This window comes from Brevibacterium sp. RIT 803 (assembly GCF_016892625.1).
Lineage (GTDB): Bacteria > Actinomycetota > Actinomycetes > Actinomycetales > Brevibacteriaceae > Brevibacterium.
Window position 1 is genome coordinate 1,500,335 of sequence record NZ_JAFEMW010000001.1, and the last position, 22,226, is coordinate 1,522,560.

Consider the following 22,226-nt stretch of genomic DNA (forward strand, 5'->3'; position numbering starts at 1 on the left):
TTAATGATCGCGGCGGCGATTCAGGGTCGCAGTCGCAGTCGCCGCGACCTCAAGATTGTCATCGGTGCTGAGTTCGGCAATGAGATCATCGACCTCGGCACCCGGAATCTCGATGAGGACCTGCAGTACTCGGAATCGCATAATCGCCTCTGGCGACCGCGCATGCCGATGCAGATCCGACATGATCCGCGTCGCGGCCTCAGCACGCTCCCCTTCTTCCGGGGCTTCGTTGACGAAGGCGGCGAGTGCCTCGGCGGCTTCGATGTCCTTGGGTCCCTCCATCGCGATTTCGAGGAGGTCCGCGACTGCAGCGAGATCCCCCATCTGCCCCAGAACAAGAGCGGCGCCGCTGCGCACTTGAAAATCAGTGTCGCCGAGGCCGGAGCGCAGCGCCTCGGCGATGGTCGCCTCAGCGACGGGTCCGAGCTCGTCCTTCGCCGTGTTGCGACGAATCTCGTCGAGCGCCAGAAGTGCGTTGCGACGGACGTCGACGGAGAGGTCGTCCATACCCTTCGCCAGATAGCGGACCGCTTCGGGCCCTGACTGGACCAGCGCCCAGCGCATGGCCCCTGCAGCGTTGAGAACAGGTTCGTTGAGAACGGCCACCGACAGGGATTCCACGGGCACAGATCCGTCGACGCCGCTGCCCAGTGCCGCCTTATGCCGCTGGATGACGTCACCGGATTCCAGGGAGCGCAGGAGATCGATGGTCAGCAGCAGTGCCTCCCCATCGGCATGCTGGAGACGGTCGATGCGCTCGAGATGGGAGAGCAGCTCCTGTTCGGCTGCGATGCGTCGCCTCGACGTCTCGATCAGCTCGCGAATCAGTTGACGCGGATCGAACGCAGGATCATCGAGGAGAGCCCCGATCTCTGCCAGCGACATTCCGAGCTTGCGCAGCCCTTCGACGTGGAAGATGCGTCCGATATCGGCTGCGGAATACTCCCGGTACCCGCTCGAGGTGCGCCCACTGGGATCGATGAGCCCCAAGGATTCATAGTGCCGCAGCATTCGGGCGCTCACGCCTGACCGCTTGGCCACCTCGCCGATCAGCATCAGCCCCCCTCTCCCGCCTCCACTATAGACAGGTCACACTGTCGCGGTTGCGCAATCGCGCGTCCAGTTCATGAGAAAGGAGCCCGAGGTGTCGCACGCAGCGCTGCGCGAGCTTGCCCCGCCCGGCAGTGCCGCCTCGGTCGACCCTTCCCAAAATCGACCTATGCTGATACCTCGGACCCCAGTGCGACCACGCGCTTGGCTTCACCCAAGGCGTGAGCGAAGCCGGCGTCTGGATCGGTGAACATCTCCCGAGTCGCCATGGCGTGTGTCCGCACTGTTTCTTCCTCTGCCTGCAGTCTTCCATCGAGCACTGACACGAGATCCTCACCCAGAGAGACGATGGCTCGGCTGAGGCTCTTCTGCGTCTCCATGTCACCCTTCCCAAGCTGCGCGACCAGGGACAATGCCAACCGCTCTCGATCATCACCGGGGACAAGTGTCGCTGCAGCCCTCCATGCACTGCGGGCCACCTCGGTGTCGGCATGAGCGATGAGACGGTCTCCGATGGCTCCCGGGTCCATGGCCTCCCAGCCGCGGGGATCACCGATCTTCGACAATGTGTGCAGCGCCTGACTCTGAGCCTGAGGCACATCGGAGCTCAGCTCGGCGATGAGCAGCGGCACAGTCGCCTCGGCGGGCATCCGAGTGATCGCCCAGGTGAGCATGTCACGAACGAAGAAGTCCGGTTCGACTCTGCACCGCTGGATGAGAACGCCGAGGTGGCGGGCCTCGGCAGTGGTCCCAACGGACAGCGCCGCCTGCAGTCGCCGCTGCGAGTTCGACGACGACAAGGCCGCGATGACGGGCTCACGTTCCGCCCGGGGCTGCGATTCAGACAGGGTCGTCGAATCTGCTGTGTGTGGATGAGTCATTGTGTCCACCTCCTGGGAACCAGTGAAGTCCCTGACACAGTGTCAAGGTCAAGCCCCCGGTCTGCATCAGCCGCGCCTCGTAGAATCAGATCATCAGTGCTGCCGGATCGGAATGTGACATGGACAAGATCGACGTCAAGAAATCGATGCCCAGCTATCGGGCCAGACGCGGCTCCTTCGAACTCGTGGAGGTGCCGCCGTTGCAGTACCTCATGCTCGACGGACATGGAGACCCGAATTCTTCACCCGACTTCGCCTCGGCCATCGCGACTCTCTATCCGCTGGCGTATTCGCTGAAGTTCTTCAGCAGGAACGAGCTGGGCCGCGACTACGTCGTCCCACCGCTCGAGGGCCTGTGGTGGGCGGAGGACATGTCGACCTTCACATCTGCGCGCGACAAAACTCAATGGGATTTCACACTCATGCTCCTGGTACCCGATTGGCTGAACCGGTCCCATCTCGACCACGCGATCGCTGTGGCGACAGGACGCAGGCCACTTCCCCGCCTCGACGATGTCCGCTTCGACATTCTCCGGGAGGGCACATGCATGCAGACCCTGCACGTCGGGGCCTTCGACGACGAGGCCGCGGTGCTCGACCATATGCATTCAGCTGCGATCCCGGCTGCAGGATTCGAGATGACGGGCAGACACCACGAGATCTACCTCAGCGATCTGCGCAGAAGCGCCCCGGAGAAGTTGCGCACGATTCTGCGTCAGCCGGTGCAGACCCCGCCTCTCGGCAGCTATGCCGACGAATGAACAACCCCGACACCCTCACTCGCCGCTGGACCAGTGCCCGCGGGAGGCCGGGGCACTGCTCGGTGCGCCGCCCCCATCCGAATCCGCGCCTGAATCCTCGCCCGGTCTGTCGGTGCGAGCGCCTACGAGGACCACTGCGGCGACGACTGCGATGACAACGACCACCATGATGACTACCGCGATCACACCCACCAGGCACCCGAAGAGTCGAGTTCTCGGGTTGCGTCGTCTCACGAAGATCATGAACCGATCTTAGACCGCACGCCGGTCGATTCGCCCTGAGGAAATGTCGCAGAGTTGGAACAGGAAGCATCGCCGCCGACGCACCTAAAAAAATCCACTTCCGTGACCGTTCTGTGACAAAAGGCACGGCGTGGACACATGCATCCCTCAGTTTGTTGCATTATCGTTATATTCATGGCTGGAACGACTCGACACCGCAAGGGCTCACGGTCCGTGCTTCGTGGTGCCCTGATCGGCTTCGGAGCTGCAGTGGCGGCCTTGGTCCTCGCCGCCGTCGTCATCATCAACTCACCTGTCTCGTTCGGTTCGACTACGATCAGGCAGATGCAGATGGCTTCAGTCAATCAACTGACCGAACAGCAGATCGACAACGCGCGATTGATCATCGGCATCGGCCGCGGCGGTGACTTCGATGATCGTGCAATCAGAATCGCTCTCATGACCGCGCTCCAGGAATCCTCGCTGCGAAACCTCGACTCGGGTGACCGCGACTCGATCGGCCTCTTCCAGCAGCGCCCTTCGCAGGGCTGGGGTGAACCGGAGCGCCTCAACGACCCCATCTTCGCCACGAAGTCCTTTTACGGAATCAACCCGGACATCGAGAACCCGGGACTCGTGCAGATCGACGATTGGCACACAATGGCCCCCACCGAGGCGGCACAGGCCGTCCAACGGTCCGCTTTGCCTGACGCCTATGAGCAGTGGGAGTCTCTGGCCGACGACCTCATCGGCAGTCAGGACGACGTCGAAGCCCTGAGCTGAACGGTGAGTTCGCCGCAGAATTTCCGGTAATCTCTATCCATGGCCTCCACTTCAGATTCCACCCCGGTCAATGCCGCAGTCAAGCAGCTCCTGCGCAACCCCGAGGGCAATCTCGAAGCCATCTCAGAGACCGCCGACCTATTCAAGGCACTGGCGACACCGTCGAGGCTGAAGATGTTGTTGGTTCTCGCCCACGGTGAGGCGACAGTGACTCACATCGTCGAGTCCACCGAGCTTTCACAGCCGCTGGTCTCCCAGCACTTGAAGTTCCTGCGCGGCCTCCACCTCGTCGGGGTCAACCGAATCGGCCGCGAAGCCTACTACTCACTCAAGGATGACCACGTCGCTCACATCATCCTCGACGCTCTGGCCCACACTGTCGAAGGTCACGAGCACTGAACGCATCTGTCGTCGGGTCTCGCCCCGCCATCAGCGTCGTCTGCGCATTGCCTCCAGGCCACCACCGACGACCCAGACGACCACGACGACCAGCACAGCACCGATCCACTGCGGCGACTGCAGCCGCTCGCCGGCGATGACCGAGCCCAGGACCACTGCCGACAGCGGTTGGAGCAACATGAGAGCGGCGGTCCGCGATACCGACACCAGCGGGCTCGAGATGCTCAGCAGCACCCACGACAGAGCCTGGCCGAAGACGGCCAGCGCCACCATCCACGCCCACCCGTCCCAGCCCAGGTCGAAGTCGAGCCCGCCGAGTGCGACACCGGCGATCGCCGTCATCACTCCCGCAGCAACGGTGCCCACCGCCACGGGCGCGACCACGAAGTTCGGTGCCGCCTTCCGACAGTGGTGGATGCCGAAGATGTAGACGCCGTAGAGAATTCCGGAGAGCACTCCGAAGATCGCGCCGCGCACCGGATTCGCCGCTCCCTCATCGGCGCCGAAGACGCCTCCGGTCAGCAGCATGCCGATGATCATGATGGGAATGCACGTGATGAACAACCACCCGGGCCGCGTTCCTCCGAAGACCCAGGCAAGTGCCGGAAATACGATGACCTGGACGCTGATGAGGACAGTGGAGACGCCGACTCCAGCATCGAGGACGCTCTGGGCCCACAGCACGTAGTCGATGCCCAGTGCCGCACCCGAGACGGCTGCGACGATGAGCGCCCTGGATGGCAAGAGCCCATGGCGTCGGAGCTCGAGGATCGCCAAGGGTGCCAAGACGATGACGGCGAGCCAGCAGCGCAGAAATGCCGCGGTCGGGGCACTCGCCTCGGCAAGGATGACGAACAGGCCAGCCGAGCCCAGGAGCAGTGCAGACACGATGACGCCCAGTGTCGGCAGCCCCGAGGGCGACGGTTCCGAGACGGCCCGTGAGCCCGAAGACGCAGGCGGCTGTGCGGACGGTTCCGCGCCATGGGCCGCGGCCGAGTTCGGAGTCATCGCATGAAGTCGAGGATCCGGTCGAGCGCCTCGGCGGTCTTGTCCGCACCGACAGCCAGCGACAGCCGCACCGAGCGCGGCCCGTTGAGGGAGTCGAAGTCATCACCCGGAGCCAAGGCGACTCCGGTGGTCTCGAGGAGTGCCTGACACCAATCGGTTGCGGTGACGATGGCTGCGTTCGACCGCTGCAGGATCTCGTCGATGCGGGCATACATGTAGAACGCCCCGTCGGGCGGGGCCATATCGGAGAACCCGAGGTCAGCAGTGGCGTCGAGAACGTGCTTGCGGGCACGGGCGAAGGATTCGACCGCCGCCTCGCATTCGGCATAGGACTCTTCCGTGAAGGCCGCCACGGCCGCGTACTGGGCGGGAACCGGGGCACACAGCGACAGATTTCCGGTCACGTTCTGCGCAGCGTGGGCGAGCTCTTCGGGCAGGATCGCCCAGCCGAGTCGCCACCCGGTCATCGCCCAGTACTTCGAAAACGAAGAGATGACGATGGCATCGGCATCATGGGCCAACGCGGTCTCACCACGCGTGCCGATGTAGCTGATGCCGTGATAGATCTCGTCGGAGATCACCTGCACACCGTGCTCGGCGCACCAGGAGATGAGTTCGCCGAGGTGGTCGCCTGAGATCATCGTCCCCGTCGGATTCGCCGGCGAGGCGAGCATGAGTCCCCTGAGTGGGGCCTTCGCATGTGCCTGCTCGAGGAGTTCGACGGTCGGTTGGAAGCCATGGTCTCCACCACAGTCGAGTTCGACGATCTCGCAGTTCAACGCGGCGAGGATGTTCTTGTATGCGCCGTAGCCCGGGCGGGCGAGCGCGACGCGGTCGCCCGCATCGAAGCAGGTCAGGAAGGCCGTCTGGAAAGCACCGGAGGAACCCGTGGTGATGGCGATGCGTTCCGTGGGCACCTCAACGCCGTACCAGTCGCGGTAGTGCCCGGCGATGGCTGTGCGCAGTTCGGGGATGCCGAAGATCGGGGAGTAGCCGAGGTTCGTGCCGTCGCTGACCACCTCGGCGGCTCTCCTGCGCACCGGCCCCGGTGCACCCTGGGTCGGTTCGCCCAGGCACATGGCGATGGTGTCCTGGCCCTGGCGCGACATCTCCTGGACCTTGGCCACGATATTCATGGCGGCGAAGGGCTGGACGAGTCCGGCCCGGTCAGAGACGCGGGGTGCGCTCGTTCGAGTGCTCGTTGTCATTGGTCATTTCCTCTCGCGCGGGACGCGTCCCATGAGGTAGAACTCGGGGTTCGGCATCATTCCGCCCACGTGTGCCATGCGGTTGGACAGGCCGAAGAATCCGGTGATCGCACCGATGTCCCAGGCGTCCTCGTCGTCGAATCCGTGTTCGGCCAGGGCTGCGAAGTCAGCGTCGCTGATCGCCCAGGGCTCTGTGCAGACCGTCATCGCGAAGTCGAGCATCGCCATCTGACGGTCGGTGATGTCTGCCTGCCGGTAGTTGACGGCCACTTGGTCTGCGACCAGGGGCTTCTTCTCCATGATCCGCAGCACGGCTCCATGGGCGACGACGCAGTAGAGACAGTTGTTGACCGCCGAGGTGGCCGTGACGATCATCTCCCGGTCTCCTTTGCTCAGGTTCCCGGTCTCCTTCTCCATCAGAGCGTCATAGTAGGCGAAGAATGCGCGGAACTCAGCCGGCCGCCGGGCCAGGGAGAGGAACACGTTGGGCACGAAGCCCGTTTTCTCCGACACGGCCAAGATGGTTTCGCGGATATCGTCTTCGACATCGTCGATGTCGGCGTAGGGGTATCGCATACTGCTCATGCTAACCGTCGAGGCGGCTCCTGTGTGTCGCGGGTCACGGGCAGGGCTGGGATGCTGTTGTGCTGAAGGCTAGGGTGAGGAGCAGACCGTCAGCGACGACTAGAAGGAGTGTCAATCATGAGCGACGAGAATACCGGTTCGACAGGTGAGGTCCAGCTCGACAACGGAGTCTTCCGCGTGACGAGGTGGACGATTCAGCCTGATGGGGTCATCCCGATGCACAAACATGAGTATGAGTACGTCGTCATTCCGATGGTCACCGATGCGATGCACGTGCGGAACTCGGATGGAACGTCGCTCGTCGCGGACCTCGAAGCAGGAGTCAGCTACACACGCGCCGCAGGATCCGAACATGAGGTCTCGAATCCCAATGGGACCGACGACATCGTCTTCGTCGAGGTCGAACGCCTCTGACTCAGTGAGGTCGAACGCCTCTGACTCAGACTGGCACGTCCCAGGTATGGACGGGGTCGCCGGTGGCCTGGTTCGCCACATAGGCGTCCATCATCTGCTTGAGTCCTTCGCGGCGCTCCGGTGAGTCCGGCGCACTGTTCGGGGCCAAGCGCTCGAGCATCTTCAGCTGCCAGGTCGCACCGTTGGTCCGCTTCTCGGCCCGGCCTTCGATGATCGACATATATTCTTCGATGACGTCCTTGTCGATGCCCAATCGGCTCAGTCCCCTGCGCGCCTGCGGAATGAGAACATCGAGCACGAGGTCCGCGACATCGATGTGGCCGATCTTCGGCCAGGTCACGCGCGCATGGATGCCGTCCTTGGCGCAGGCGAAGAAGTTCTCCTCCGCCTCGCTGAAGGACATCCGCGACCACACAGGGCGGTTCTCTCCGACGAGGAATTCGGCCAGACCGTAGTAGAAAGCGGCATCGGCGACCATGTCGACGGGTGTCGGGCCGGCTGGGAGCAGTCGGTTCTCCACCCGGATGTGAGCTCCGGAGTCCGAGGAGTCGTAGATGGGTCGGTTCCAGCGCCACACGGTGCCGTTGTGCAGGTTGAGTTCGTAGAGCTTCGGAGCATCGGCCGAGCTGAACTCGACGAAGTCCTTGATCTCGGGCAGCAACGGTGGGAAGTAGCGGACGTTCTCTTCGAAGAGGTCGAAGACGCTGGTGATCCAGCGCTCCCCGAACCAGACTCGGGGCCGAACTCCCTGATTGACGAGCTCCGGGGTGCGCGTATCGATGGACTGGGTGAACACCGGGATCCGGGATTCGTGCCAGAGTTTGCGACCGACGAACAGCGGGGAGTTCGCACTCATCGCGACCTGGGCTGCTGCGATCGCCTGGGAGGCGTTCCACGCCTCGGCGAACTTGTTGGGTGCGACCTGCAGGTGCAGCTGCATCGAGGTGCAGGATGCCTCCGGTGCGATATCGGAGAATTCGTGCTTGTACGTCTCCTCGCCGTCGAGTTCGATGCGGACGTACTCGCCCCGAGCGTCGACGATCGAGTTGCTCAACGCCTCGTAGCGATTCTCTTCGGTGATCCATGTCTCTTCGGTGAGGAACTGGGTGCTCAGGGTCGGCAGCGTCCCGATCGATGCGACCTTCAGCCCTTCCGCCTCGGCGGCCTTCTGGGCCTTGCCCAGCCGGTGCGCAACGCCCGCTTCCAGAGTCTTCAGTCCACGCCCGGCCACTTGCAGCACCGGGTGGTTGAGTTCGAGGTTGAACCCGCCGATCTCCGACTGGTACTCATCGTCGAGGCGCTCGAGGACCTTCGTGTTGTTCAGGCTCGGCTGATTGTCGGAGTCGATGAGATTGAGTTCGAGCTCCAGGCCGATCGTGCCCGCGGACTTGAACTCCGCATGGCGCAGATACGTGTCGAAGAGCTCGAGGTTCTCCGCAAGCTTCTCCCGATACAGCGTGCGTTCTTCCGGCGTGTACCGCTTGGAATTGACTGCCTCACCCATGGGTCAAGCAAACCACAGACTGACACGTTTGCGCGTGTGTGAAGTCCGACTTTTCACGGCCCGGAGAAGTCTGAGTCTCGTCGCATCATGCGGACGCCGCAACCGCCCTTGCAGGCCACATCGTAGAATCGGCGCATGACCACCTCACTGTCCTCAGATCTCCAGTCCGCTGACCTCGTATCGAAGGCCGCCGACCGCCTCCCCCTCATCCTCGATGACATCAGACGCGTCATCACGAAGGAGACACCGTCACACGACAAGGATGCCGTGGCCGCCGGTGCCCAAGACTTCGTCGAACTGCTGCGCGAACGCCTCGGGGCCACCGCCGAGGTCATCACCGTCGATGACACCGCCCATGTGCGCCTGCGCTTCGGTTCGGGCCCGGCCCGCGTCGTCCTTCTCAACCATCAGGACACGGTGTGGCCGCACGGAACCTTGGACCGCAAGCCCTTCTCCACCGATGAGGGGATTCTGCGCGGGCCGGGCAGCTTCGACATGCTCACCGGGGCGATCATGAGCATCCACGCGAGCGCGATTCTGCGCGAGCACCTCGGCGAGGAGGCACTTGAGGGACTGTCGATTCTGGTCACCGGCGATGAGGAGATCGGGTCGATCTCCTCATCCGATCTCATCCGCGCCGAGGCGGCTGAGGCGAAGGCCGTGTATGTGATGGAGGCGAGCGCCGGCGGTGCGCTCAAGCTCGAACGCAAGGGCACGAGCAACTACACTCTCGTGTTCACGGGCAAGGCCTCTCACGCCGGGCTCGAACCGGAGAAGGGGATCAACGCGGGCATGGCGCTGGCCCTGCACCTGCCCCTTGTCGCAGATCTTGCCGATGTTACAGCGGGCACCTCTGTGGTCCCGACCGTGATCAGTGCGGGCACCACCTCGAACACGGTTCCCGCCGAGGCGCGCGTTGATGTGGATGTCCGTGCACGCACGGCAGCCGAACTCGATCGAGTCGATGCAGCCATGCGTGAACTTGCCACCCGCCCGCAGCTGGAAGGCTCATCGATCGAGGTCATCGGCGGAATCAACCGTCCGCCGTTCGAACGTGAGCAGTCGGCTGAACTCTTCGATCGTGCCACTGCCCTGGCCGCTGAACTCGGCCTGCCCGCTCCGGAGGGCGTGTCCGTGGGCGGCGCTTCGGACGGCAACTTCACTGCCGGTGACGGCATTGCGACACTTGACGGCCTGGGTGCCGTGGGCGATGGTGCGCATGCGGAGCACGAGCACGCGGTCATTGCTGAGATCGCCCCGCGCACAGCCCTGCTCGCGGCCCTCATCGCCGATCAACTCCGATGCTGACTCAGTCGGTCACCTGACCGGATAGCCCGCGACCCGCATGTCCTCCGGGTTCTTCGTGCTGAAGAGCCAGTCGCGGAGATGCGGGTCCGGGACGATTTCGTCTTGAGCGCTGAGGTGATCGTCGCCGACGAGGTAGTAGTGGTAATCGAAGCGGTCGAGGATGCGCATCAGCTGCTCGGGCTGCGCCCGGTCGTCGAGGACCTCGCACAGGATGTCCGGCTGCAGTGTGCCCAACAGTTCCCGGCCGTTGTCGAGCACGTCGTTCTCTGCACCTTCCACATCGATCTTCACGGTCACCTGCGGACGGCCGGGCGGCAGATCCGGGAGGAGCTCGTCGAGCGAGGTGAAGCGCACCTGCGCACCGGAGTCGAAGTCCATGCCGGCCCCATAGAACGACGGCAATGCCGATCCTCCGTCCCCGGTGGGCACCTGCATCGTGGTGCCGGGCTTGCCGACGCCCGTCGGATGAACAGTCACCCGATCGCCGAGGTGGTTGCGCGCCACGTTCTTCTCCAAGCCGGCGACGACGGCGGGGATGATCTCGAACGAGTGGGCGACCGCAGTCTGATTCGCGGCCAGCACCGCCATCGTGAAGACCCCTGTGTAGGCGCCGATGTCGAGGAACACGTCAGCGTCACGGGAGAGTTCGACCATGAGGTCGAGCGCGAAGGCGTCCTCTGCCTCCGTCCGGCGGCCCTTGCCCCAGTAGAATTCCTTGGCGATCTCGCAGCGGAACGGATCGACGAGGTAGAAGCCTGCGCCTCCGGCACGCCCACGGACCTCGGTGAGTCCGATCGGTGCGGGCAGCCTGCCGACCTTGATGCCGTTGATGTGGGGCGCCACCGTCCTCAGCATCGGGTGGAGGTACGGCTGCGCAAGCGCAGCCTTGACTGGCAGTTTGAGTCCGAACCACTTCTGCTTCCGGCCTTTGAGCGACCGCAGGTAGTCGTTCACGTAGCTCTCCCTTAAGTTGAGCGCGATCTTTGACTCACAGTACCAATGTCGGGCACACACGCTCCAGCAGCAGACCGGCGCGTGAGACGGGTGGTGCGAGCCGCTGGTGACCACAAGGATTCCTGTTGGATCATTCCGAGGGAGACTCATGTCGGCTTCGCCGCCGGAACCCACCATTCTGACCCATCGAAACCGGTGGTTCAGCGCTTCGGATGTCCACCTGTGTCCCATACTCCAATGCCCGCCGAGGTGGTCCTGCGAGTGGTTATAGGCTGGGTCATAGGATCATCAGCCCCGAACACAAAGAAGGTGCATGGCGCATGAAACTCAAGTCGATCACTCTCCACCAGGTGTCCATTCCCCTCGTCACCCCCTTCGAGACCTCGTTCATGCGGGAGACGGAGAAGGACTGCTACCTCGTCGAGGCCACCTTCGACACCCCGAAGGGTGAGATCACGGGCTGGGGCGAGTCGGTGGCGATGATCTCCCCGCTCTACTCTTCTGAGTACGTGGCTTCGGGCATCGATGTGACGAAGCGGTGGCTGGCTCCGATCCTCTTCGACGTCGACGATCTGACTGCGGAGACCGTGTCCTGGCATCTGCGTCACGTGATCGGTCACCCGATGGCGAAGTCGGCGCTGGAGATGGCGGTCATCGAGGCCCAGCTCAAGCTCAATGACCAGTCCTTCAAGACCTACCTGGGCGGCGTCGTCGATTCCGTCCCCTCCGGAGTCTCCGTGGGCATCCAGGATTCTGTCGAAGAGACGGTCAGGGTCATCGGCGGGTATCTGGACGAGGGATATGCCCGCATCAAACTCAAGATCAAGCCGGGTAAGGACATTGCCCCGATCGCAGCGGTGCGCAGGGCCTTCGGCGATGACTTCGGCTTCCAGGTCGATGCCAACGCCGCCTACACCCTCGTCGATGCCTCCCACCTGCGCAGGCTCGACGAGTACGGCCTCCTCCTCATCGAACAGCCTTTGGGAGAGGCCGACATCCGCCAGCACGGCGAGCTCGCAAAGCTGATGGAGACTCCGATGTGTCTGGACGAGTCGATCGACTCCGCTGAAGCCGCCGCCGATGCGATCTCCATGGGTGCGGCAGCCGTCATCAACATCAAGCCAGGGCGAGTGGGCGGCTTCATCGAGGCGAAGAAGATCCATGATCTCTGCGCCGCACATGGTGTAGCAGTCTGGCACGGCGGAATGGTCGAGACCGGATTGGGCCGTGCGGCCAATGCCGCACTGGCATCGCTGCCCGGCTTCACTTTGCCCGGAGACATCTCCGGCTCGAATCGCTTCTTCCACGAGGACATCACCGAAGAGATCGTCATGTACGACGGCAAGGTCGACGTGCCCACAGGCGTCGGCTACGGCGTGTCGATCGACCCCGCGAGGCTCGAGAAGTTCCGCACCGATTCGCTGCAGATCCTGCCGCAGAGCTGAGCCGCGGCGGCTGACGGCCGGGCCATCACTGCCCCAGCCCGACGACTCCGATCATCACCGGAACCAGTACGACAATGAGAATCGCGCCCACGATGTCGAATGAGAATCCAGTTCTGATCATCTTCGTGATCGGAACGGCACCGGTGCCGTAGACGATCGCGTTCTGCGGAGTCGAGACCGGGAGCATGAAGCCGAAGGAGGCGGCGAAGGTGGCAGCCATGGCGGGGACGAAGGGATCAACGCCCGCCGCCTGGCACAACGGGATGACAATCGGGACGATGACTGCAGCCGCAGCGGTGTTCGACGTCGTCTCCGAGATCAGAATCGCCAAGACCACAGAGACGATGGTGATCGCCAACAGGCTGGTGACGCCCATTCCATCCGCGAAACCGGTACCGATCGTTTCGGCCAAACCGGTGTCAGCCAGAAGCGAACCGAAGATGATCCCGCAGCCGAAGAGGATGATGGTTCCCCAGTCGATTTTGGCTGCCTGGGTCCACGTCAAGGTAGGTTCGCGACGCTTCCAATCGACCGGAAGGACGAACAGAAGAGAAGCTCCGATCACGGCGACGATGCCCTCGTCGAGTCGGGAATCGAGGAAATCGTAGATGGCCGAATCCGTGCCGGTGAACAATGCGGCGAACGCAGGCAGCAGCCATAGCACAACTGTGACGCCGAAGGCGAACAATGTGTTCTTCTCTGCCCGGGAGACGGGGCCGAGTTCCGCCAGTTCTTTGCGCACGTACTCTTCGACGCCTTCGATCTTGCGGATCTCCGGCTTGTTCAACAGCAGCAGCACGATCGCGAGGATGATGAACATCGCTACGCAGATGGGAAGGGCAACAGCAATCCACTGACCGAAGGATATCTTCGTGCCGGTGGCCTCCTCGATCAGCCCACGCCCGATGAGGTTCGGCGGCGAACCGACAGGAGTGAGCAGTCCTCCGACGCTTGCGCCGTAGGCCAGCATCAGCAGCAGGGCGGCGCCGACCCGAAGTCGCAGCGGGTCGAAGTCCTGTTTGACGATTCCACGTTCCTGCATAAGCTCCGCGATGACAGCAAGGATTCCCAATGCGGTCGGCATCAGCATTGCCACCGTTGCCGTGTTCGAGACGAAGGCGGAAAGAATGCAGGTGATCAGCCCGAAGGCGATGATGACCCGGTAAACAGATCTGCCGACTCCAGGAAGCGAGAGGACCGTCAGTGCAAGTCGCTGAGCAATCCCGTGGTGCAGCATCGCCTGCGCCAAGATGAAGGCGCCGATGAAGGTGAAGATCGTCGATGACCCGAAGGGTCCGACAGCATCGGCAGCGGGAACGATTCCCAAGACGACGACTGCGCCGACGCCGAGCAGTCCGCCTATCGGGATCGGCACCGGCTCCGTGATCCAGAGAACGATGACAGCCAGCAGGATCGCTGCCAGCATGTGCTGCTGATAAGTCAGGCCCATGGGTATGAGTGCGAATACGATAGCCACCAATGGCGCTAGCACGAACCCGGAGGTCATCCGCGCCCGCTCGAACTTCTCTTCCCGAGGGGAGAGCTTCTGCTCGCTCAGACTTCGGAAGGTCTTGCCTCCCAAGAGTGCTTCGCGAACATCTGTCTTCAGAATTGACGAGCCGCCTTTGCCACGTCCATGCGAAATATTCACCGTCATTGGTCCTTTCATCGCTTTGGTCTCACCCTGGCGGACCGCGGCGAAATAGTCCAAGGCTCATTTCCAATGCAACCAATAGGATATGCCTATGGACATTCGTCAGCTTCGCCAGTTTCTCGCCGTCGTCGACACTGGGAGTTTTACCAAGGCAGCCGAGACCCTGCTTGTCGCACAGCCTTCGCTATCGCAGACAATCAAGGGCCTCGAGAGAGAACTCGGCGTGACGCTCTTTCACCGCATCGGTCGCACAGTCAGCCTGAGCGAGGCGGGTAAGGAACTGGAAGGGCCGGCCCGTCTCGTCGTTCGCGATCTCGAAACAGCCAAGGCCCATGTGCAGGGCCTGCGCGGACTCCAGTCCGGTCGGATCCAGATCGCTGCCATGCCCTCTCCGAGCATCGAACCGCTGACAACCCTGATGGCAGCCTTCGCCCGTTCCCACCCACAGATCACGTTCGACCTCAACGGCACTTTCACTGTTGACGAAACGATCGAAGCCGTTCGCTACGGTCGCGCCGAGGTCGGATTCCTCGGTGGACGGGATCCACTGCAGATCAATGATCTGCAAGTCATCCAGCTCGCCGATCAGCCGCTGATGCTCGCCCACAATTCAGAGGTCTCCCAGTACACCGACACCGAGTCGGTGAGTCCCGAATCCCTCTCGGGGACGCGGCTGGTCGTCTCGCACAAGGGGTCCCTCATGCGAGCCTATGTCGACGAGCTGATCGCCGCAGGTATCGATATCGACATCGCAGCGGAGGTCACCCATCGAACATCGATCCTGCCGCTGGTGAAAGCCGGCATCGGCCACGCTGTGCTACCCGCTTCCTGGCAGACGCTCGCGGATGCCGGACAGGTCCGCCTGCACTCCATCACAGGCGCACCTTCGCTTCACGTGTCTGCCATTGCGCGCCAGGAGGGCCTGACACCCGCAGCCGCACGCTTCCTTGAATCAGCCCGTGACCTCGGGTCATAGTCTCGACCTATACGTGAGATCGCTATTGAGTCTTGGACTTATACACGTTTTCCCTGCTCAATGGAGACGACCCACTGACCCTCAGATCAAGGACGAACAATGACCGAGACGCAGACCTTCTCCATAGCCTCCATCCCCGGTGACGGCATCGGCGGTGAGGTAGTCGCCGCCGGGCTGAGAGTCCTCGACACCGTCGCCAAGCTCTCGGAGGGAACAATCGCCTTCGAGATCACCGAGTATCCCTGGAGCTCCGAGTACTATCTCGAGCACGGACACTACGTCCCTGAAGGCGGCCTTGAGGAGCTGCAGGGACACGACGCCATCTACTTCGGCGCCGTCGGATCGAGCGAGGTCCCCGACCACACCAGCTTGTGGGGCCTTCGCCTCGCGATCACACAGCCCTTCGACCAATGGGCCAATATTCGACCAGTGACCTTCCTGCCCGGCGTCGAGTCCCCGTTGCGCAAAGCCGATGACACCGACCTGGACTGGGTCGTCGTCCGAGAGAACAGTGAAGGCGAGTACGCCGGCATGGGAGGCCGCAACCTCAGCGGTCGCGGCCCCGGCAATGAGGTTGCGCTGCAGACCAGCCTGCACACTGAGAAGGGTTGCGAACGAATCATCCGGTTCGCCTTCGACTTGGCGCGGACAAGAGCAGTCAAGAAGGTCTCGAGCGTCACCAAGTCGAATGCGCAGCAGTATGGAATGGTGCTCTGGGACGAGGTATTCACCCGAATCGCCAAGGAATACCGTGACGTGGAGACCGAAAGCGTTTTGGTTGATGCTATGAGCGCGAAGTTCGTCCTGCACCCAGAGGACCTCTCCGTCGTCGTCGCCTCCAACCTCCACGCCGATATACTCTCCGATTTGGGCTCAGCCTTGGCTGGAAGCCTTGGGCTCGCCGCAAGCGCCAACCTCAATCCTGAGAAGCGATTTCCTTCGATGTTCGAACCCGTCCATGGCTCGGCACCCGACATCGCGGGGCAGGGAGTCTCCAATCCGATCGGAGCGATCTCGTCTGCCTCCCTGATGCTCGACCAGTTCGGGCTGACCGCAGAAGCCCTGCAGATTCGGCAGGCCATCGAGAACGTGACCGGCGCGGGCATCCTCCCACGCGACCTCGGCGGAGATTCCAACACACTCGAGATGACAGAGGCAATCGTCGCTCAGCTCGAAGCTATCCACGCGCAGACTCCGGTTCCGTCCACTGTGAAGTGAACCCTGCAGGCAAAGTCACAGAACGAGTTGAGCCACCGCCTGGGCACAACCTCAGGTGTGGGTGTGCGTCTCCTGGGCCGCGTCCTTCGCCCTGTCGAACTGGAACGTCGAGTGTTCGATCGCGACCTTGAAGTGCTCAGCCAAGCACTCCTGGAGCGCGGTGAGTATTCGCGGGGCATGACCGTCGTAGAAGCATTCGTCGGCGAGGACCACGTGGGCGGTGAGCACAGGGAGGTTCGAATCGATGCGCGTCACGTGAAGGTCGTGGACCTCTTGGACGTGCTCGACTCCTTCAATGTGCATCTTGACCTTGTCGAGGTCGAGTTCCCTGGGGGCGGCTTCAAGCAGGATTGATCCGGTCTCCTTCAGGATGGAGAAGGCTCGTGGGACGATCAGCGCGGCGATGAACAGAGCTGCCACGGCATCGGCGCGGGTCCAGTCGAAGAGCCAGATGGAGATGGCGGCAAGGATGACGGCGACGGATCCCAACGCATCGGCGATGACCTCGAGAAATGCGGCCTTGAGGTTCAGCGACTGCTCTTTGGAGGAACTGAGGATGATGATCGACACGATGTTGCCGAGAAGTCCGACGACACCGAAGAACAACAGCCCCGGGCCCGGCACCTCCGGAGGGACGAAGAAGCGGCGGATGCCCTCGATGAGGCTGTAGACGCCGAGTCCCAGCAGCAGAGTCGCCTGCGCTCCGGCGGCAAGCACCTCGGCTCGGCGAAACCCCCAGGTCTTCTGACCCTTCGGCGGCTTGCGGACCAGGGTGGCGGCGAAGAGCGCGATCCCGATGCCGATGAGGTCGACGGAATTATGTCCGGTGTCGATCAGCAGCGCCAGACTGCCCGTCATGATCGAGCCGATCACCTGGAAGACGAAGATCAGCAGGACGATTCCGAAGACGATCGCCAAGCGTCGACGCGATCCTGAGCTGTGCGAGTGATCATGAGCCATGGAAACCTCCTCCACAATCACATTAACATATGCGTATGTCTTTATGAATGAGCGCGTCATCACGCGAGCTCAGGCGCACATGTGCCCGCCGCCCGTCCCGCTCCAACTTCCGACTGCCGCCAAGGCGGGCCCAGGCGGCGACCACGGTCGCAGACGCAGACGCAGACGCAGACGCAGACGCAGACGCAGACGCAGAAAGCGTACGTGCCCGGCATCTGCTGCCAAGCACGTACGCATCAATTCCGCACACTGCCCGAAGGTCACCGCCGGGCAGTGTGCCTGCCGATCACGGCACAGACTATTTCTTGTCGGGACCGCCCGTCCCGTCCGAATCGCCGTCACGGCCGTCGCGTCGGCGCAGCGCCTCGGCGATGTAGGACTGCACGTCGATTCCAGTGGCCTTCTTCACGTCATCGCCGATGTGGGTGAGGTCGAGCTCACCGTTCTCGTCGAGGTAGTCCTTCGGGTCGAAGTTCCCCCTCGACCATGCGCTGGGATCTCCCAATCCAGTGGGCTTCGGCCCTCCGCGACCTGAGCGATCCCCGCGACCCGGCTGGCCGCCGTGGCCCTCGGAGATCTCACCTTCGACGACCTGATCGTTGTCGTCGGCTCCACCGCCTGCAGAACCCGACCCTGCGAAGTCCCCGGCGTCGTCGGATGCGGTCGAGTCATCGCGGCCCCAGGTGGTCGTGGACTTCGATCCGCCCTGGTTCTGGGCTTTGCCGACCAGATCGCTGAGGTCGATGCCGGTGGTGCCGCGCACGACCTCGAGTACCTGAGCGAGGTTGTTCGATACCGAGTTCGCGAGCTTGGACTCACCATCGGTGGACACGATCGAGAGGTCCTTGATGTTCGCATAGGGCGCGACGAGCTCGCCGGCGATGGTCGGCAGAACTTCAAGGACCTTCGACAGCACGGCGGCATCGTTGAACTTCTTGTAGGCCTCGGCCTGTGCCTGGAGGGCTCCAGCTTCTGCCTCACCGCGCGCCCTGATGGCATCGGCCTGAGCCTCACCCTCGAGGCGAATGGCCTCAGCGTCCTTCGAACGACGATGCAGCTCGGCGGCTGCCTCGGCTCGGCCCTGGGCTTCGACATCGTAGGCTCGCGCATCGGCCTCTGCCTGCTGGCGGTACCGCTCCGCATCGGCCGGACGCCTGACCTCGGCATCGAGCTGTTCGGCACGCAGCTCTGCGGCTTCCTTCGCGACGATTCGGTCGCGCTCGAGCAGCTTCTGCTTCTCCGCCGCATTCGCCAGCGGACCGGCGTTGTCGGCACCAGCCTGACGCTGATCGGCTTCTTCCTTCAGCGCCGCACGCCGCAGTGCGAGCTGCTGCTGCTGTTCGGCGATTGCCTGATCTGTCAGAGCCTGCTGCTTCTGGGTTGACTCATTCTGCAGCGCCTGCTCAACGGCCGAGGCACGACTGGCGTTCGCCTCGGCGATGGCGGCATTCTTCGCGACCTCGGCCGCTTGCGGGCGACCCCAGTCCTTCAGGTAGCTGCCCTCGTCCTCGACTGCAGAGATCTGGAAGGTGTCGATGACCAGACCCTGGTTGTTCATCGAGTGCGCGGATTCCTCCTGTACCTGTGAGGCGAAGGAAGCGCGATCCTGAATGATCTGCTCAACGGTCAGCGTACCGACGACGGCACGCAGCGTACCGGAGAGGATCTCTGTGCTGTAGGGCTCGATCTGATCCTGCTGATCGAGGAAGCGCTGTGCTGCCTTGCGCACGTCCTCCTCGGTGCCGCCCACCTTGACCTGCGCAACTCCGTGCAGGCGCAGTGCGATGCCGTTCATCGAGATGCCGTCGATCGCGACGGCGATCTGGCGTGAGGACAGCGACAGGATGAATGCCTTCTGCACGATCGGATAGACGACTGAGCGCCCACCGATGATGATGCGACCTGTGCCACCCGAACTGCTGGCATTGCGGCCGGTGATGATGAGGGCCTCAGACGGGGAGGCAATCTTGATCGAGCGCATGATCACGAAGAACGCGATCAGGGCGATGATGACTATGACACCGATGACGACGGCGCCCAGGATGAAATCCACTTGAGCCTTTCCGAGATTCTGGATTGGAAGGGACCAGGCGCAGTGAGACCACAGCGCCCGTTGTGTTCATCCTATGCGAGTCTGCATGTCCTGGACAGGCCCGCCGAGGCTCTGCGTGGTTCACTTGCCCCATTCGCCGGGAGGACCGAGGAACAGCAGTCCGCTGAAGATGATTATGACGAAGATGATTCCCGCACCGATGGCCAGGAATGGTGAGCGGATCGCCCAGGAGGTGAGCTTCTCGAACCAGTTCCGCGGGGTACGACCGTTCGCGCCCAGCCCCCAGTCACCCTCGAGTGTCCCTGTCTTCTCCACGGATCTTTCGAAGGGAATCGTAGCGTAGGGAATGATGGCCGAGGCCAGGCCAGTGGCGATGCGCTTCTTGCTCCACATCTGCGAGGTGCCGACGCCGATGACGGCGACGACGAAGCAGATGAAGACGAACCCGTGTATGCCGCCGCCGATGCGCACCCCGATCTCGGTGACATGGGTGTACTTGAGGATCATGCCGATGATGAGCAGTGTCCAGGTGATGGTCTCTGCAATGGCGAAGGTCTTGAAGAAGAGTTTGGGAGTCACGAGCCAATTCTGCCTGACCAAGATGGGCGGGTGCTGAAGGCTGTGAATGGGCACGCGGGCCGGTGAACTTTCTCAGTCACCGGCCCGCGTGGCATTCGGGGGATGCTCAGGCCTTGCGGCGGCGAGCTCCCATTGTCATGATCACGCCGAGCACCATCAGTGCGCCGGCCGAGATCACCAGGGGCAAGGCATCATTGCCTGTGCGCGGCAGGTCTCCGCCGCCGTCACCGGCACCCGGACCGTCGCTGTCCTCGGCGAGGACCTCGAAGGAACCGGACAGCGGGTCACCGCCGTCGCAGTCGACCGTGACGTCGTACTTGCCGACGTAGGTTGCGGCCTTGGACTCATCGAGACCGCGCACGCCGAACTTGGCCACGGAATCGTCATCTGCCGTCGCGGTCTGCTCGAATGTCTCGATCTCACCGTTCTGCGGCTCCACGGTCATCGTGGCGGTGGTGTCTGGGGTACAGCCGGAGGCTGCCACCTGGACGCCCTTCTCACCGACGAAGTCACCCTGGTCGATCATCTTCGGATCGATGCTCAGACTCCGCTCACCCGGGGCCTGCGTCGGATCATCCGTCGGCCCCTCGGTAGGAGTCTCCGTCGGAGGATCCGTCGGCGGGGTGGTCGGCGGATCGGTCGGGTCCGGCGCATCGCTGAGATCGTATGCGAGCGTGTGCACCGAATAGCCGATGGCCGGCGCGAAGATGTCGAGAGACTCTTGGTTCACGTTCTCGATCGTGTCCGTGGGCTGATGGTAGTTCGTGTCGTGCTTGTCGCCAACGGTTCCGCCGAACCATTCGGCTTCCTGCTCCGTCTTCGTTCCATCCGCGCCGGAGAACAGGCCGCTGGCTGGAATGCCGTTGTCGATGAAGGCCTGGTAGTCCGAACGGCCTGAGAAGTCGGTTCCGACGTTGGGCTGATCATTGTCGGCGAAGTAGTCGGTGAAGATCTTCTCGAGTTCCGCCGATCCTTCGGGTACGTTCACACCGTCCGGGATCGGCACATCGGAGCCGTCCGAATCCAGGGTGCCGACGATGTAGTTGTCGGACCCGATCATGTCGAAGTTCATGTACGACTTGACCTTCGAGAGTTCGGCGTCGCCGAGGCTTTCGACGTAGTGGGTCGAACCGACGAGGCCGACCTCTTCCGCAGCCCACCAGCCGAAGCGGATGGCGTTGTCGGCTTCGGTCGGCTGCTTGGCCAGAGCCTCGGCGCTGGCCAGCAGTGCAGCCGAGCCGGACCCGTTGTCATTGGCTCCCGGACCTTCGCGGACACCGTCGAGGTGGGCGCCGAACATCTGGACGTTGTCGTGGTCACCGGCCTTGGTCTCGGCGACGACGTTCCAGGTCGTCGAGGTGGTGTATTCGGTTTCGAGGGTGAAGTCCGCCAGCAGCGGCTCCTCCTCGGAGGCACCTTCGATCTTGGTCAGCAGATCGTTGCCGACGTTGTAGCTGACGCCGACTGTGGGCGCGCCATTCTCGATACGTTCGCCGAGGGTGGCGTTGAGTGCCTCGTCGGGGACAGAGGTGTCGTTGTTGTAGAGGATGACCGCTGCGGCTCCGGCATCCGTGGCCGCCTGGGTCTTCTCTCCGAAGGAACAGGTGCCGCGGGCGACGAGGACGAGTGCGCCCTCGGCACTGTCGTCGAAGTCACTGGCCTCGCAGCCCAGCTGACCGCCGTCCAGGTCGCTGTAGTCATCGTCGACCGGCAGCGCCACCGGCAGATCGGTCAGCGGTTCTTCGGTGCCTTCGGTGTAGCTGGCCGGGTTGACCTCGACCTCCTCGCCGTCAACACTGACAGCGACCTCGCCGAACGTCTGATCGTCGACTTCGAAGGCCTGTCGTTCGACGTCGAAGGCGCCGGTCGCCTCGAGCGTCTGCTCCACGTATTCGACCGACTCCTCATAACCTGGAGTCCCCAACGCGCGGAACCCCTCATCGGCGTGGGAGGTCGAGATATCGGAGATCTTCTGCAGATGATCCATCACGGCGTCGCCGGTGACGCCCATATCGGTGTGCTCGGTCGGCCCCGCGTTCCCAGCCGCCAGTGCCGGGCTGAATCCGCCGAGAGCCAGACCGGTGGCGGCGGTGACCGCCAACCATGTTTTGGTACGCAACTTCATGGAGTTCCTTTCGCTCCTCAGGTGCCGAACGAACCATGATTACTTTTCGCACACGTTCGCGAGCGGGCATCTCTGACCGCGCCCGGTCATCGACCGAACGTCACGGGGTAATCGCAGCACACGAATAGCTGAGCGCGAA

Annotated in this window: 21 protein-coding genes; 8 read left to right on the plus strand and 13 right to left on the minus strand. The window is 62.9% G+C overall.

Annotation, left to right across the window (positions count from 1 at the left end; translation table 11 throughout):
- A complete protein-coding gene (locus tag JTF07_RS06730; protein ID WP_204233447.1) occupies positions 1-1,056 on the minus strand; it encodes a MerR family DNA-binding transcriptional regulator in 1,056 nt (351 codons plus the stop codon).
- Between the two features lie 161 nt (positions 1,057-1,217).
- Positions 1,218-1,931, minus strand: coding sequence for a HEAT repeat domain-containing protein (locus JTF07_RS06735; RefSeq protein ID WP_204233448.1), 714 nt, complete (start codon positions 1,929-1,931; stop codon positions 1,218-1,220).
- A gap of 119 nt (positions 1,932-2,050) precedes the next feature.
- Between JTF07_RS06735 and JTF07_RS06740 the strand changes: the two genes are divergently transcribed.
- Positions 2,051-2,692: a GyrI-like domain-containing protein gene (locus JTF07_RS06740; RefSeq protein WP_204233449.1), complete on the plus strand. Its 642-nt coding sequence runs from the start codon at positions 2,051-2,053 to the stop codon at positions 2,690-2,692.
- Between the two features lie 15 nt (positions 2,693-2,707).
- Here JTF07_RS06740 and JTF07_RS06745 read toward each other — a convergent pair whose 3' ends face one another.
- Positions 2,708-2,935: a hypothetical protein gene (locus tag JTF07_RS06745; RefSeq protein WP_204233450.1), complete on the minus strand. Its 228-nt coding sequence runs from the start codon at positions 2,933-2,935 to the stop codon at positions 2,708-2,710.
- Between the two features lie 174 nt (positions 2,936-3,109).
- Between JTF07_RS06745 and JTF07_RS06750 the strand changes: the two genes are divergently transcribed.
- Both JTF07_RS06750 and JTF07_RS06755 read left to right on the plus strand, forming a co-directional pair.
- The gene (locus JTF07_RS06750; protein ID WP_213018586.1) at positions 3,110-3,697 is read left to right on the plus strand and encodes a peptidoglycan-binding protein; all 588 of its coding nucleotides are present in this window, start codon (positions 3,110-3,112) and stop codon (positions 3,695-3,697) included.
- A 39-nt stretch (positions 3,698-3,736) separates the two neighbouring features.
- Entirely contained in the window at positions 3,737-4,096 is a 360-nt protein-coding gene (locus JTF07_RS06755) for an ArsR/SmtB family transcription factor (RefSeq protein WP_143923918.1), read from the plus strand.
- 30 nt (positions 4,097-4,126) lie between these two features.
- Here the strand turns inward: JTF07_RS06755 and JTF07_RS06760 are convergent, their stop codons facing one another.
- Genes JTF07_RS06760 through JTF07_RS06770 form a run of 3 tightly spaced genes read right to left on the minus strand, consistent with a single transcriptional unit; the run spans position 4,127 to position 6,888 of the window.
- Entirely contained in the window at positions 4,127-5,104 is a 978-nt protein-coding gene (locus tag JTF07_RS06760; RefSeq protein ID WP_204233451.1) for a DMT family transporter, read from the minus strand.
- On the minus strand, positions 5,101-6,312 hold the full coding sequence (locus JTF07_RS06765; protein ID WP_204233452.1) for a pyridoxal phosphate-dependent aminotransferase: 1,212 nt from the start codon (positions 6,310-6,312) through the stop codon (positions 5,101-5,103). Before JTF07_RS06765 ends, JTF07_RS06760 begins: the two co-directional genes overlap by 4 nt.
- 3 nt (positions 6,313-6,315) lie before the next feature.
- Entirely contained in the window at positions 6,316-6,888 is a 573-nt protein-coding gene (locus tag JTF07_RS06770) for a peroxidase-related enzyme (protein ID WP_204233453.1), read from the minus strand.
- 126 nt (positions 6,889-7,014) lie between these two features.
- Here JTF07_RS06770 and JTF07_RS06775 point away from each other — a divergent pair, with 126 nt between their 5' ends.
- Positions 7,015-7,311 carry a cupin domain-containing protein gene (locus JTF07_RS06775; protein ID WP_204233454.1) on the plus strand — a complete coding sequence of 99 codons (297 nt, stop codon included), beginning with the start codon at positions 7,015-7,017 and terminating at the stop codon, positions 7,309-7,311.
- Between the two features lie 25 nt (positions 7,312-7,336).
- On the opposite strand, the gene JTF07_RS06780 is transcribed toward JTF07_RS06775, so the two are convergent.
- Positions 7,337-8,815: a glutamate-cysteine ligase family protein gene (locus JTF07_RS06780; RefSeq protein WP_204233455.1), complete on the minus strand. Its 1,479-nt coding sequence runs from the start codon at positions 8,813-8,815 to the stop codon at positions 7,337-7,339.
- A 135-nt stretch (positions 8,816-8,950) separates the two neighbouring features.
- Here JTF07_RS06780 and JTF07_RS06785 point away from each other — a divergent pair, with 135 nt between their 5' ends.
- The gene (locus tag JTF07_RS06785) at positions 8,951-10,123 is read left to right on the plus strand and encodes a M20 family metallopeptidase (protein WP_204233456.1); all 1,173 of its coding nucleotides are present in this window, start codon (positions 8,951-8,953) and stop codon (positions 10,121-10,123) included.
- A gap of 9 nt (positions 10,124-10,132) precedes the next feature.
- Here the strand turns inward: JTF07_RS06785 and JTF07_RS06790 are convergent, their stop codons facing one another.
- Positions 10,133-11,077, minus strand: a complete 945-nt coding sequence (locus tag JTF07_RS06790; protein WP_204233457.1) for an FkbM family methyltransferase — start codon at positions 11,075-11,077, stop codon at positions 10,133-10,135.
- Positions 11,078-11,397: 320 nt separating this feature from the next.
- Between JTF07_RS06790 and menC the strand changes: the two genes are divergently transcribed.
- Entirely contained in the window at positions 11,398-12,522 is a 1,125-nt protein-coding gene (gene menC / locus JTF07_RS06795; RefSeq protein WP_204233458.1) for an o-succinylbenzoate synthase, read from the plus strand.
- A 25-nt stretch (positions 12,523-12,547) separates the two neighbouring features.
- On the opposite strand, the gene JTF07_RS06800 is transcribed toward menC, so the two are convergent.
- Positions 12,548-14,179, minus strand: a complete 1,632-nt coding sequence (locus JTF07_RS06800) for an SLC13 family permease (protein ID WP_204233459.1) — start codon at positions 14,177-14,179, stop codon at positions 12,548-12,550.
- A gap of 88 nt (positions 14,180-14,267) precedes the next feature.
- Here JTF07_RS06800 and JTF07_RS06805 point away from each other — a divergent pair, with 88 nt between their 5' ends.
- Positions 14,268-15,152 carry a LysR family transcriptional regulator gene (locus tag JTF07_RS06805; RefSeq protein WP_204233460.1) on the plus strand — a complete coding sequence of 295 codons (885 nt, stop codon included), beginning with the start codon at positions 14,268-14,270 and terminating at the stop codon, positions 15,150-15,152.
- A gap of 99 nt (positions 15,153-15,251) precedes the next feature.
- Positions 15,252-16,370, plus strand: a complete 1,119-nt coding sequence (locus tag JTF07_RS06810; protein WP_204233461.1) for a tartrate dehydrogenase — start codon at positions 15,252-15,254, stop codon at positions 16,368-16,370.
- Between the two features lie 51 nt (positions 16,371-16,421).
- On the opposite strand, the gene JTF07_RS06815 is transcribed toward JTF07_RS06810, so the two are convergent.
- The 4 genes from JTF07_RS06815 to JTF07_RS06830 all read right to left on the minus strand — a co-directional run bounded on the left by JTF07_RS06815 (position 16,422) and on the right by JTF07_RS06830 (position 22,087).
- Positions 16,422-17,330: a cation diffusion facilitator family transporter gene (locus JTF07_RS06815; RefSeq protein ID WP_204233462.1), complete on the minus strand. Its 909-nt coding sequence runs from the start codon at positions 17,328-17,330 to the stop codon at positions 16,422-16,424.
- 298 nt (positions 17,331-17,628) lie between these two features.
- Complete coding sequence (locus tag JTF07_RS06820) at positions 17,629-19,383, minus strand: flotillin family protein (protein WP_204233463.1); 1,755 nt, start codon at positions 19,381-19,383, stop codon at positions 17,629-17,631.
- Positions 19,384-19,503: 120 nt separating this feature from the next.
- Positions 19,504-19,962 carry a DUF3817 domain-containing protein gene (locus tag JTF07_RS06825; RefSeq protein ID WP_204233464.1) on the minus strand — a complete coding sequence of 153 codons (459 nt, stop codon included), beginning with the start codon at positions 19,960-19,962 and terminating at the stop codon, positions 19,504-19,506.
- A gap of 106 nt (positions 19,963-20,068) precedes the next feature.
- The gene (locus tag JTF07_RS06830; RefSeq protein ID WP_204233465.1) at positions 20,069-22,087 is read right to left on the minus strand and encodes a M28 family peptidase; all 2,019 of its coding nucleotides are present in this window, start codon (positions 22,085-22,087) and stop codon (positions 20,069-20,071) included.
- Positions 22,088-22,226: the final 139 nt, after the last annotated feature.